This is a genomic window from Kitasatospora xanthocidica (genome assembly GCF_014656195.1).
Lineage (GTDB): Bacteria > Actinomycetota > Actinomycetes > Streptomycetales > Streptomycetaceae > Kitasatospora > Kitasatospora xanthocidica.
Window position 1 is genome coordinate 1 of the sequence record NZ_BNBY01000028.1, and the last position, 12,501, is coordinate 12,501.

Annotated in this window: 7 protein-coding genes and 1 tRNA gene; all 8 read right to left on the reverse strand. The window is 74.8% G+C overall.

Features of this window, described 5'->3' with window-relative positions; translation table 11 throughout:
* Window positions 1-128: 128 nt before the first annotated feature.
* The 8 genes from IE332_RS32800 to IE332_RS32835 all read right to left on the reverse strand — a co-directional run bounded on the left by IE332_RS32800 (window position 129) and on the right by IE332_RS32835 (window position 12,438).
* Window positions 129-2,765 (reverse strand): ComEC/Rec2 family competence protein, encoded by a 2,637-nt coding sequence (locus IE332_RS32800; protein ID WP_229929094.1) that lies wholly within the window; start codon window positions 2,763-2,765, stop codon window positions 129-131.
* A gap of 53 nt (window positions 2,766-2,818) precedes the next feature.
* Window positions 2,819-3,514: a ComEA family DNA-binding protein gene (locus tag IE332_RS42070; RefSeq protein WP_189923630.1), complete on the reverse strand. Its 696-nt coding sequence runs from the start codon at window positions 3,512-3,514 to the stop codon at window positions 2,819-2,821.
* A 534-nt stretch (window positions 3,515-4,048) separates the two neighbouring features.
* Window positions 4,049-4,894, reverse strand: a complete 846-nt coding sequence (locus IE332_RS32810; protein ID WP_189923632.1) for a DegV family protein — start codon at window positions 4,892-4,894, stop codon at window positions 4,049-4,051.
* A 158-nt stretch (window positions 4,895-5,052) separates the two neighbouring features.
* Window positions 5,053-5,823 carry a hypothetical protein gene (locus IE332_RS32815; RefSeq protein WP_189923634.1) on the reverse strand — a complete coding sequence of 257 codons (771 nt, stop codon included), beginning with the start codon at window positions 5,821-5,823 and terminating at the stop codon, window positions 5,053-5,055.
* A 284-nt stretch (window positions 5,824-6,107) separates the two neighbouring features.
* Window positions 6,108-9,014: a leucine--tRNA ligase gene (gene leuS / locus IE332_RS32820; RefSeq protein ID WP_189923643.1), complete on the reverse strand. Its 2,907-nt coding sequence runs from the start codon at window positions 9,012-9,014 to the stop codon at window positions 6,108-6,110.
* A gap of 324 nt (window positions 9,015-9,338) precedes the next feature.
* Window positions 9,339-10,634, reverse strand: a complete 1,296-nt coding sequence (locus IE332_RS32825; RefSeq protein ID WP_189923645.1) for an NsdA family TPR-like regulatory protein — start codon at window positions 10,632-10,634, stop codon at window positions 9,339-9,341.
* 97 nt (window positions 10,635-10,731) lie between these two features.
* Window positions 10,732-10,804 (reverse strand) — tRNA-Ala (locus tag IE332_RS32830).
* Between the two features lie 194 nt (window positions 10,805-10,998).
* Complete coding sequence (locus IE332_RS32835; RefSeq protein WP_189923647.1) at window positions 10,999-12,438, reverse strand: MFS transporter; 1,440 nt, start codon at window positions 12,436-12,438, stop codon at window positions 10,999-11,001.
* Between the last annotated feature and the right edge of the window lie 63 nt (window positions 12,439-12,501).

A 12,501-nucleotide genomic window follows, 5' to 3' on the forward strand; every position in this document is an offset into this window, starting at 1 on the left:
CTCCGGGCCCGGGCCCGGAGCGCGCCGAAACGTTTCTGCCGGGCCGGGCCCGGCCCCTCCCGCTCTCCTCTCCCAACCCCCAACCCCTTCCCTACCCCACTCCACGGTTGGGAGGAGGAGAGCGGGGATCACCTGGGCGGGGCCCGCGGTGTGCCCGGGGCCTGCCCGGGGCGGGTGGGGGACGCGGAGTCGGCAGCGCCGCGGGGGCGCGACTTGTGGGCCGTGTGGGCCGGCTGCGGGTGGACGGACACCCCGAGCGTGGCCGGGGAGTCACCCGTCACCGCGATGTCGCCCACCCGGTCGGTCCGCAGGACCGTCGCGCCGAGCGCGCGCAGCCGGTCCACCGTCTTCGGGGACGGGTGACCGTACGCATTGCCCTCCCCACAGGAGATGAGGGCCAGTCGGGGCCGTAGCGCGCCGGTCAGGTCCCAGTCCTGATGGGCCGAGCCGTGGTGCGCGACCTTCAGCACGTCAACCTTCCCCAGGTGACCCAACAGGGCCGACTGAGCCTGCGGTTCCAGATCTCCGAGCAGTGCCATGCGTAGTCCTCCTGTCAGTGACACCGTCAATGCGACACTCGCGTTGTTCGCGCCGGGCGCCTCCACGCCCGCCCCGGGAACGGGCCACACCACCTCCCAGGCCAACTCCGGTCCGATCGAGCGCCGTTCACCGCGCCCCGCCCGCAGCAGCGGGACGCCGGCCCCGGCCGCCCAGCCCGCCACCCGGGCCGCCTCGCCCGGCGGCTCGTCCAGCGTCGTGCCCTCGACCGCACCGACCTTGCGCCCCCGCAACACCCCTGGCACACCCTCGACATGGTCGGCGTGGAAGTGCGTCAGCAGCAGGAGCGGCACCGTCGTGATCCCGAGGTCACGCAGACATCTGTCGGCCGCGTTCGGATCCGGCCCGGCGTCGATCACCACCGCGCTGCCCGGCACACCCGCCGTAAGGGCCAACATGTCCCCCTGGCCGACGTCGCACATCGCCAGGCGCCACCCCGGCGGGGGCCAACCGGTGGCGATCCGGGTGAGTTGCGGTGGGCGCAGCAGGACGGCCAGCAGTACCACCAGCAGCGCCCCCGTCACCAGCACCCGTGCCCCTCGGTGCCGGTCGCGGGCCGGCGCCCGGATGTCGGGCTCCGCTCTCCTGGGCAGCAGGAGGGGCACGGACCAGCAGAGCGCCAGGACGGCCGATGCGACCGTGACCGTCCCGAACCAGCCTCCCGGCCAGGAGAGTTGGCCGCCCGGAAGCTCGGCACCGCGCCGGGCGACCAGCGCGAGCCAGCCGGCCGCCACCCCGGCCGGGACGGCGAGCAGATGTGCGAGGGCCGGGAGGACCGGCTGCAGGACGAGCACCCCGAAGCCGAGCAGTGTCGCCGGGGCCACGGCCAGCTCGGCCAGCAGGTTGCAGGGGATGCCGACCAGGCTGACGTGCCCGGACAGCACCACCGTCACCGGCGCGCACAGCGCCTGCGCGGCCGCCGTCGCCGCCAGGGCGCCCGCGAGGTGGTGCGGCCAGCGCCGGGCCCGCAGGGCCTCGGCCCAGTGCGGGCCGAGCACGAGCAGCCCGGCCGTGGCGAGCACCGAGAGCAGGAAACCGAACGAGTGGGAGAGGAACGGGTCCAGCAGGACCAGTACCAGGACGGCTCCGGCGAGCGCGGGCACCGCCTGGCGGGGACGGCCGGTGGCCAGGGCCAGCATGCCGATCAGCCCCGTCCCGGCCGCCCGCAGCACACTGGGCTCGGGGCGGCAGACCGTCACGAAGGCCAGGGTCAGCCCGGTGCCGAGCAGCGCGCCGGTGCGCAGCGACAGCCCCAGCACCGCGGCCAGCCCGCGCCGTTCCGGGGTCCCGGCCCGGCCGGGCGCGCCCAGCAGCGCGCCGAGGACGATCGCCAGGTTGGCCCCGCTGACCGCCACCAGGTGAACCAGGTCGGTGGCCCGGAAGGCCTCCTCCAGGTCGTCGGGCACGCGCGAGGTGTCCCCCACGACCAGGCCGGGGAGCAGCCCGCGCGCGTCCGGTGGAAGCCCGTCGGTGGCCGCGCGCAGGCCCTCACGCAGCCGTCCGGCGATGCGCTGCGGCAGGCTCGGCGGGGCCAGCTGCCGGGGCGGACCATGGGCGAGCAGCAGCGCCGCGGACTCGGTGTCGTGGCCCTCCCCCGCCGGCTGCACCTCGGCCTCCACGGCCAGCCGCTCGGACGGGAGCAGCCGTTGCCAGGACTCGGCGTCCGCACCTCGGACCATGACGGTCACCGGTGTGCGCGTCCGGGTGGTGGGGCCGGACGGGAGCAGGGCGACACGGTCGGCCACGGCGCCCACGGTGAGGAGTGTCCGCCCATCGGTGGTGCCGCCGCGGGAGGTGTGGATCTCGGGGTCTCCGGCGACGGTCAGTTCCACGTCCACCGCCGGGGCGGGCGTGGCCGCCGGTGAGCGCGGCGTGCTGTGCTCGGCCGCGTCGGCGAGCTCCGGCAGCGGGCCTCGGTGCAGGTCGGCGGTGTGCAGCGGGGTCGCGATGGCGGCCGCCGCCGCGGTGAGCAGGACGGCTGCCAGAGTCACCGCGGCTCCGCGCAGGCGCAGGACGCCCGGCCGGGCGAGCAGCCGGCCGGCTACGAGGACGGCGACGCCCGCCGCCGCGAGGACCGGGACCTCGTGCCCCGCCTCCAGACGCAGGAGCGCCGCTGTGACGGCCCAGGCCGAGACGGCGGGCAGCAGGAGCCGGAAGTCGGCGCCCGAGGAGCGGGCGTGCGGGACCGGGGTGGTGGGAGCGGACACGTCGGTACCTCCCTTCGGAGCGAGGGGAACGGGCGGAACGGGACGGGGAAGCGTCAGAGGGTGAGCAGCGGACGGAGTTCCGCGTACGTGCGGGCGCCGATGCCGCTGACCTGCCGGAGCTGGTCGAGGGAGCGGAAGGAGCCGTGGGAGGTTCGGTAGGCGAGGATGCGCTGGGCGAGGGTCGGGCCGACGCCGGGGAGGGTGTCGAGCTGTTCGAGGGTGGCTCGGTTGAGGCTGACGGGTGGTCGGGGCGCGGCGGGCGGCGGAGGTCCGTTTCCGGTCCCGGTGGCCGGGGCGGCGGGGGCCGCGGCCTGCTCGCCGACCATCAGCTGCTCACCGTCCGTCAGGACGCGGGCCAGGTTGAGGTTCCTGGTGTCCGTCTCCGGCAGTACCCCGCCCGCGGCCCGCAGGGCGTCGGCCACCCGAGAGCCGCCGGGCAGGGTGTGCAGGCCGGGAAGGTGGACCCGCCCGCCGATGTCGACCACGACGGCCGCACCGGCGCCGGGCCCGACGCCGCTCCCTGTCCCGTCCCCGATACCGGGCACGACGGTGCCGACCTCGGACGGACCGGTCCCAGGCACCGTGTCGCCCGGGGCCTGCGCGGGTGCCCCCGCCAGCGCCGAGGCGGCCGCCAGCGCGGGTACGGCGACGGTCTCCGGTCTGGCCAGCCAGAAGTGCTGCACCGCGTAGCCCACGGCGAACAGCAGCAGGATGACCAGTCCGGCCACCGCACGCCGGTCGAGCGCCATCGCCGGGGCGAACGGAGCGAACGGACCGCCCTTCGGACGCACTCCGGTGTCCGGTGGATCCGCCCCGACGCCCGGATCCGCCGCATCCGCGCCCGGCAGCGGCGGTGCCGGGCCAGCCGGCGGCCCCGTCGCCGGCCGCTCCCCCGCCGTGAACGCTGCCGTACCCGCGGCCGCCCCCGGGGCTTGTGCCGGTGCCAGTGCCGGTGCCGGTGTCGGTGTCGGTGTCGAGGAACCGCCAGGGACTCCCACCGGCTCGTCGCCCGTCGGGAGCAGCGCGGCCATCCGCAGCCGCACCGTCTCGTTGATCGCTTGGCGCTTCGCCGCGCCCAGGCCCATCGTCGTCATGCCGAGGACGGTAGGAGTCCTCCGGCGAACGCGTGGAAATTACCGAAAGCCTGTGGATAACCCGGGGGTTGTGGACAACAAAGGTCACTCACACGAGTGGGCGTAGATCCCGGATGTTGACCACACAACCTACGAGACACCCCTTCGACCCCCGCCCAACCCCCAACCCCCGGCCCCGCTCCGGCCCCCTCAGCGCGGCGCGACCACCACCGCGAGCAGCCCCGGCCCGACGTGCGCGCCGATCACCGCCCCCACCTCGCCGACGTACAGCTCCCGCAGCCCCGGCACCCGTGCCCGCAACCGCTCCGCGAGCGGCTCGGCCCGGTCCTCGGCCGCCAGGTGGTGCACGGTGATGTCGACCTCCCGCTCCCCCGACCGCTCGACCGCGATCTCCTCCAGCCGCGCGATCGCCCGCGACGCCGTCCGCACCTTCTCCAGCGGCTCGATCCGTCCACCGTCCAGGTGCAGCAGCGGCTTGACCGCCAGCGCGGACCCGAGCAGCGCCCGCGCCGCCCCGATCCGCCCACCCCGGCGCAGGTGTTCCAGGGTGTCGACGTAGAAGAACCCGCTGGTCGTCGCCGCCCGCCGGGTCGCCGCCTCAGCCGCCTCCGCGAGTCCCTGCCCGGCCGCGATCGACTCGGCGGCCGCCAGCACCGCGTACCCGAGCGCCATCCCGACCAGTCGGCTGTCCACCACCCGCACCGGTACGGGCGCCTCGGCGGCCGCCAGCCGGGCGGCCTCGACGGTGCCGGAGAGCTCGCCGGAGATGTGCACCGAGACGATCCCCTTCGCCCCGGCTTCGGCGGCCGCCCGGTAGGTGGCCGCGAAGGTCTCCGGGTTCGGCCGGGAGGTGGTCACCCGCTGCTTGCCGCGCAGCGCCTCGGCGACGTCCTTCGGGGAGATCTCGACGCCCTCGCTCAGGACCGAGTCACCGACCGCGACGCTCAGCGGGACGACCGTGATCCCGTACCGGTCGAGGGCCTCCTGCGGCAGATAGGCCGTGGAATCGGTGACGAGCGCGAGGTCGGAGGGCATGAGGCGGAGGTTACTCCCCGTCCGTGCGCGAGGACAGCGCCCGCCGGCGGACGACCGCGCCTCGGCCCCGAGGCGCCCGCGAGGCGCCCGGGAGGTACCCGCGACGTCCCCGCGAGGCGCCGCCCTGTGTGCCCCCGCCCAGGGCCGGCCCCGGACGATCAGCCCGCCGAGGACCCCGTCGACGGCTTCCGCAGCCGCTGCGCCAGCTTGGCCAGCGGATCGGCGAGCCCCAGCAGCTCCTCCGCGCTCGGCCGCCCCTTCCCGTCCGTCAGTCGGGCCCGGGCCGCACCCCCGCCGGCACCGGAGCGGGACCCGGAACCCGCGCCGGACCCCGAGGATCCAACGGAACCGCCGGCCCCCGCCGCCCCGGTCCCCGACCCGTCCCAGTGCCGCAGCGCCCCCGCCTCGCTCTCGCACTCCTGGCTGAGCCGGCTCAGCTCGTCGTCCGCGAACCGGTGCATCCGGTCCTGCGCGGCCCAGCGCATGGTCTCAGCGGCGTGCGTGATCCGCTCCGCCCGCTCGCGCAGTTCGGGGAGCTTGGCGGCGATCCGCGCGGTGTCCGGCTCGCGTTCGAGCACCCGGAGCTCGCCGTCGAGTTCCGCCGCGTGGGCGTCGAGCCGGGTGAGCAGGGCGAGCGATTCGCCGAGCTGGCCGTCCTGCGCGAGGCCGCCCTCCAGCACCTGTCGGGTGCCGTCGAGGGAGGTCCGCAGGCCGAGCCGGACGGTGGCGATCTGCGCGGGCGGGCCGATCTTGGTGTACGTCTTCGCCTTGAGGGTGGCGGTCTCGACGGCGCGCCGGGCGTTGGCCTCGTACTTCTCGATCTTCGCGCCGACGGCCTTGGCGGCCTTGACCGTGCCGATCACCATCAGGGCGACCACCGTGATCCCGACAAGCAGGACCAGGCCGATCATCACGCCGAACACGTCCATCGCGCGCCACCTTCCGCCACCGTTTCGGGCCCCACCGAGCCCAACGCGGGCCGCATCGCCGAGGGTTCCACGGTAGCCCCCGTCCCCTCCCGAGGGGGCTCCGAACGGTCCGGAAGGCCGGAGATCAGGGACAGATCCGGGATCTCCCCGAGGGCCCGAGCCCGCCCCACCCCATCCCGCCCCACCTCCCCACGGAGCAGCGCACCAAAAGCACCGGGCGGGCGCCCCGAAGGACGCCCGCCCGATCGATCGGCCTCGGATCCAGCCCGGAATCCGGTTCCGAATCAGCCCGTGACGATGTTCACCAGCTTCGGGGCGCGCGCGATCACCTTGCGCACCTCCGCGCCGCCGATCGCCGCGACGACCGCCGGGTCCGCCAGCGCCAGCGCCTCCAGCTCGGCGTCGGAGATGCCCGGCGCGACCTCCAGCCGGGCCTTCACCTTGCCCTTGATCTGCACCACGCAGGTCACCGACTCGTCCACCACGTACGCCGGATCGGCGACCGGGTAGTCGGTGTGCGCCAGCGACTCGCCGTGGCCCAGGCGGCGCCACAGCTCCTCGGCGACGTGCGGGGCCAGCGGGGCGACCATCAGTACCAGCTGCTCGGCCACGACCCGCGGCGTCGAGCCGCGCTTGACCAGGAAGTTGTTCAGCTCGATCGCCTTGGCGACGGCCGTGTTGAAGCGCAGCCCTGCCATGTCGCCGCGGATGCCGTCGATCGCCTTGTGCAGGGCGCGCAGCGTCGCGTCGTCGGGCGTCTCCTCGGTGACGACCAGTTCGCCGGTGGTCTCCGAGACGACGTTGCGCCACAGGCGCTGCAGGAAGCGGTAGGAGCCGACGACGGCGCGGGTGTCCCAGGGGCGGGAGACGTCCAGCGGGCCCATCGACATCTCGTACAGGCGCAGGGTGTCGGCGCCGTACTCGTCGGCGATGTCGTCGGGCGCGACGGCGTTCTTCAGGGACTTGCCCATCTTCCCGGCCTCGCGCTTGACCGGCTCGCCCTGCCAGAAGTACTGGCCGCCGCGCTCCTCGACCTCGGCGGCGGGCACCGGGAAGCCGCGCTCGTCGCGGTAGACGTCGGCGGTGATCATGCCCTGGTTGAACAGCTTGTGGAACGGCTCGACGGAGGAGACGTGGCCCAGGTCGTGCAGCACCTTGTGCCAGAAGCGCGCGTACAGCAGGTGCAGCACGGCGTGCTCGGCGCCGCCGACGTACAGGTCGGCGCCACCGGCCGGCTTGGTGTCCGTCGGGCCCAGCCAGTACCGCTCGTTGGCGGGGTCGACGACGGCGGCGGAGTTGGCCGGGTCGACGTAGCGCAGCTCGTACCAGCAGGAACCGGCCCAGTTGGGCATGGTGTTGGTCTCGCGGCGGTACTTCTTCGGCCCGTCGCCCAGGTCCAGCTCGACGTCGACCCAGGCCTCGTTGCGCGACAGCGGGGTCTCGGGCGAGGAGTCGGCGTCGAACGGGTCGTAGGTGCGCGGCGAGTAGTCGTCGACCTCGGGGACCTCGACGGGCAGCATCGACTCGGGCAGGGCGTGCATGACGCCGTCCTCGTCGTAGACGATCGGGAAGGGCTCGCCCCAGTACCGCTGACGGCTGAACAGCCAGTCGCGCAGGCGGTAGTTGACGGTGCCCTCGCCGATGCCGCGCTCGGCCAGCCAGGCGGTGGCGCGGGCCTTGGCGTCGACGACGCTCAGCCCGTTCAGCGACAGGTCGCCTTCCTCCCGGGCGGACCCGGCGGACCGGGCGGAGTTGACGATGACGGAGTCGTAGGTGTCGAACGCGTCGTCCCACTGCGCGGTGTCCTCGCCGCGGCCGTCGGTCGGCTCGACGACGCAGCGCATCGGCAGGGCGAAGGCGCGGGCGAAGGCGAAGTCGCGGTGGTCGTGGGCGGGGACGGCCATGATGGCGCCGGTGCCGTAGCCCATCAGCACGTAGTCGGCGATGAACACCGGGACGGGGGCGCCGCTGACCGGGTTGACGGCGTAGGCGCCGGTGAAGACACCGGTCTTGACCTTGGCCTCGACCTGGCGCTCGACGTCCGACTTGGCGGCGGCCGCGGCCCGGTAGGCGGCGACGGCCTCGGCGGGGGTGGCGGCGCCGCCGGTCCACTCGGCGGGCACGTCCTGCGGCCAGGCGGCGGGGACGACGGCGTCGACCAGGCCGTGCTCGGGGGCCAGCACCATGTAGGTGGCGCCGAACAGGGTGTCGGGGCGGGTGGTGAAGACGGTGATCTTCTCGTCGGTGCCGACGGCGAAGTCGACCCGGGCGCCTTCGGAGCGTCCGATCCAGTTGCGCTGCTGCAGCTTGATGGCCTCGGGCCAGTCCAGCAGGTCCAGGTCCTCGATCAGCCGGTCGGAGTACGCGGTGATGCGCATCATCCACTGGCGCAGGTTGGACTTGAACACCGGGAAGTTGCCGCGCTCGGAGCGGCCGTCCGCGGTGACCTCCTCGTTGGCCAGTACGGTGCCCAGGCCCGGGCACCAGTTGACCGGCACCTCCTTGGCGTACGCCAGGCGGTACTCGCCCAGGACCTGGTCGCGCTCGGCGGCGGACAGCGCCGCCCAGGCCTGACCGCCCGGCACCTCGCGCTCACCGGACTCGAACTGGGCGACCAGTTCGGCGATCGGACGGGCCTTGCGGGCGGTCTCGTCGTACCAGGAGTTGAAGATCTGCAGGAAGATCCACTGGGTCCAGCGGTAGTAGTCCGGGTCGATCGTGGAGATCGAGCGGCGCGGGTCGTGGCCCAGGCCCAGCCGGCGCAGCTGCTGGCGCATGTTGGCGATGTTGGCCTCGGTGGAGACCCGCGGGTGGGTGCCGGTCTGCACCGCGTACTGCTCGGCGGGCAGGCCGAAGGCGTCGTAGCCCAGCGTGTGCAGCACGTTGTGGCCGGTCATCCGCTGGTAGCGGGCGAAGACGTCGGTGGCGATGTAGCCCAGCGGGTGGCCGACGTGCAGGCCCGCACCCGAGGGGTACGGGAACATGTCCATGATGAAGCTGTGCGGCTTCGCGGCGACGTCACCGGCGGACGGGTCGGCCAGCGCACCGGTGGGGTTGGGGGCGTGGAAGGTGCCCTCCTTCTCCCAGAGGTCCTGCCAGCGGGACTCGATCTCGGCCGCCAGCGCGGCGCTGTACCGGAACGGCTCGGTCGCGATCTCGGCCGCGCCGGACGCAGGGGTCGTCTCGCTCATGGTCCTTCAAGCTCCATCGGTGTCGGTTGGCGAACCGCGCAGGCGGCCGGCGCGTGGGCCCGGCCCGGGACGGGATCGGGGGCGGAAAACAAAAAAGCCCCTCGCAGGAGGGGACGCCACGCCGACTCCGGCACCGCCCGAGGGCTCAGCCGGTCCTGGTCAGCGCGGCCGGCTAAGGAGCAGGCGCACGGTTCGCATGGGCTCAGGGTACCGCAAGCGGCCCGGCCCGCCGCTGGGTATACCGCCGGGGCCGCGCACGAGCGGGGCCTCTCCCCCACGCCCCCTCCCCCACGCCCCGCACCCCGGCGCCACCACGCCCCCGCCTCAGCGCGCCGCCGTCCGCCCCGCCGCGTCGAAGTCCCGCAGCGCCTTCGCCAGCCGCTCCGACTGCATCCCCGCGGCGAGCGAGCGCGCCAGCGCCGCGGTGCGGGCGGCCTCCCGCTGGTCGCCGAGCCGCCGGTGGGTCTCGGCGAGGCGCACCATCAGCAGCGCCTTGGAGCGTGCCCGCCCGGGTCCGAGCCCCGCGACCGCCTCGGCGAGCGGGGCCTTGGCGAGCCGGGCCCGGCCGAGTGCCAGCCGCCCCTCCCCGACCATGCCGGCGAGGGAGGCGCGGGCCTCCTCGGTGCCGGGCACGCCGTCCAGTTCGGCGAAGGCCCGGGCGGCGGCGGCCTCGGCCCGGTCCGGCTCGCCACGGCGGCCGTAGGCGCGGGCGAGCCGGCCGAGCTGGCGGGCCCGGCCGGTGGGGCCGAGGGCCGCGCCGTGGGCCTCCAGGGCGCCCTCCAGGGCGGAGACGGCGTCCAGGCCGCGCCCGCCGGGGCCCTGGGTGGCGAGCACCACCAGTGCGCCGAGCACGGCGACGCCGAGCCGGGGGTCGCCGCTGACGTGGGCGGCGCGCAGCGCGGCGACGAAGGCGCGTTGCGCGGCCGCGTCGTGGCCGAGGTCGTACGCGGCCCAGCCGGCCAGTCGGGCGAGCCTGCTGGCGGTGCCGTACAGCTCGCGTCCCAGCCGTTCGTCGTAGGCGCCGAGTTCCAGCAGCTTGGCGAGCATGGCGAGTTCAGCCCTGGTGGGGCCGAGGACGAGGCCGCCGCCGCAGGACCGTTCGAGTCGCTGTTTGCTGCGGTAGGACAGGCCGAGTTCGCCGACCAGCGCGGCTTCCACGCGCAGCGCGCCCTCGCCGCCGCCGACGGGCGGGGGCGGGGAGGTGAACCGGGCGGCGGCCTGGTCGAGGTCGGCGTTGCGGAAGAGGTCGGTGAGGCGGACCGGACCGGCGTCGGTGGCGGCCTCGCGCAGCGCGGTCTGGGCGGTGTCGGCGGTCCACGGGTCGGTGAGCAGCCGGGGCGAGAGGATCTTGGCGCCGCGGTGGCCGCCCATCCGGCCCCAGAGCTGCTCGTAGGTGACGGCGATGCCGAGGGTGCGGCTGAGCACTTCGCAGACCGCCTGGTCGTGCGGGCTGCGCGGCACCATGCCGCGGTCGCGCCACTTGTAGGGGGCGGTGGAGCTGATGGCGAGGCCCGGCGGCAGGGCGAGGCTCACCTCGCGGGCGAGCCGTTCCGGACTCCATCCGAGCTGGTGGAGTATCCGGGCCAGTTCCTCGTTCCGCCTTCGCTCCAGATCGGCCATGGCACGACGGTAGCGGGATTCCCGGCCGTCCCGCGGGTGGCACGGTCGAAACGGCGAAGAGCCGCCTCCCGTTTCGGGAGGCGGCTCTCGACTGCTGTGGAGCTACGGGGAATTGAACCCCGGACCTCTTGCATGCCATGCAAGCGCTCTACCAACTGAGCTACAGCCCCTTGACCTGCTTCGTCGCCTTGGTCTTTCGGCCGTTTCCGTCCGGTTTCCCTTGGCGACATCGACTACTTTACACGGTCCGGGGCGTGCTCCAGAAATCCGTTTCCCGGAGCCCGCCCCACCCCCTCCCCGAAGTCCCCCGGCGCCCAGCGCCCAAGCCCCCGCCCCGGCCCCCGAGCCCCCAGGCACGCCCCTCCTACCGCGCCGCCCGCCGCCCACGCGCCGCGAAGCCGGCGGTGAGGAGCACCACGACGGCGTTGACCAGCAGCGTGGTCCACAGCGCGTGCCCGGACTCGGCGGCCGGCGCCGGCAGGTCGACCTGCCCGAGGAACACCGAGCCGAGCACCGCGACGCCGAGCACCTGCCCGAGCTGGATGACCGTCACCATCACCCCGCTGGCGTCGGCCGCGTCCTCGGGCGCCACCCCGGCGAGCGCCCGGGCGAACAGCGGCGCGTACGCGCAGCCGGCGACCAGGCCGAGCGCGGCCATCTCGGCCAGCGGCCCCGCCCCGATCCCGGCGCCGTCGCCGAGCAGGACGCCCAGCAGCAGGTAGCCGCCGGAGAGGAGCACCGCGGCGACCGTCGGCAGGGCGCCGTGCAGCCGGCCGGGCAGCCGGTGCCAGTGCATGCTGGACAGGCCGAAGCCGACGGCGACGGGCGCCGAGCAGAGCCCGGCCGCCAGGGCGGTGTGGCCGAGCCCGGCCTGCTGGTGCAGGGCGAAGGCGAACATGAACCCGGCGAAGGCCGCCATGATCGCGAACAGTCCGGCCGCCGCCGGCCGCAGTCCGGGGGCGCGCAGCACCCGTCCGGCGATCAGCGGCTGGCCGCCGGCGCGGGCGATCCGGCGCTCGACCACCACGAAGAGGGCGAACAGCAGCACGCTGCCCGCGATCATCGCCCAGCCCCAGGCGGGCCAGCCGAGCTCGTGGCCGAGGACGAGCGGCACCACCAGCAGGCCGAGCGCCGCGCCGAGCACCACCAGGCCGGGGACGTCGAAGCCGCGGGTGGCGTCGCCGGGCAGCCGGGGCAGCAGCCGGGCGCCGGCGGCGAGCAGCAGCACCCCGATCGGCACGTTGACCAGGAACACCGGCCGCCATCCGCTGCCGAACAGGTCGGCGCTGACCAGCACGCCGCCGAGCACCTGGCCGAGGGCCATGCCGCCGGCCAGGACGGCCGAGTAGAGGCCGAGCGCCCGGGTGCGGGCGGCGCCGGTGAAGGTGCGCTGCAGCAGGCTCATCACCTGCGGCACCATCAGCGCCGAGCCGGCGCCCTGGAGCAGCCGGAAGGCGATCAGCCAGCCGGTGGACGGGGCGAGGCCGCAGGCCAGCGAGGTGGCGGTGAAGGCGGCCAGGCCGAGCTGGAACATCCGGCTGTAGCCGTGGCGGGCGCCCAGCCGGGCCCCGGTGATGAGCAGCACGGCGTAGCTGATGGTGTAGCCGGCGATGACCAGCTGCAGGGCGGCACCGGAGGCGCCGAGGTCGGTACGGATGGTGGGGACCGCGACGTTGACGATGGAGACGTCGAGCACGGCCATGAACTGCCCGCACAGGACGAGCGCGAGGAGCAGCCCTGGCCGTACGGCCGGTGCTCCGGTGGTGCCGCCGACCGCGCCGGGCCGGATCTGGAGGTCCGTCATGGCAGCCAGCCTGCGGCCGTGCCGGTACTGGTGGTTAGAGCCTGCTGATCCTGGTACTGGCAG

Bases quoted from the DNA above. Each gene is read 5' to 3' on its own strand.
- IE332_RS32810 (WP_189923632.1), bottom strand. From the start codon at position 4,894: ATGCCCTCCGACCTCGCGCTCGTCACCGATTCCACGGCCTATCTGCCG.
- IE332_RS32835 (WP_189923647.1), bottom strand. From the start codon at position 12,438: ATGACGGACCTCCAGATCCGGCCCGGCGCGGTCGGCGGCACCACCGGA.
- IE332_RS42070 (WP_189923630.1), bottom strand. From the start codon at position 3,514: ATGGCGCTCGACCGGCGTGCGGTGGCCGGACTGGTCATCCTGCTGCTG.
- IE332_RS32815 (WP_189923634.1), bottom strand. From the start codon at position 5,823: ATGGACGTGTTCGGCGTGATGATCGGCCTGGTCCTGCTTGTCGGGATC.
- IE332_RS32825 (WP_189923645.1), bottom strand. From the start codon at position 10,634: ATGGCCGATCTGGAGCGAAGGCGGAACGAGGAACTGGCCCGGATACTC.
- leuS (WP_189923643.1), bottom strand. From the start codon at position 9,014: ATGAGCGAGACGACCCCTGCGTCCGGCGCGGCCGAGATCGCGACCGAG.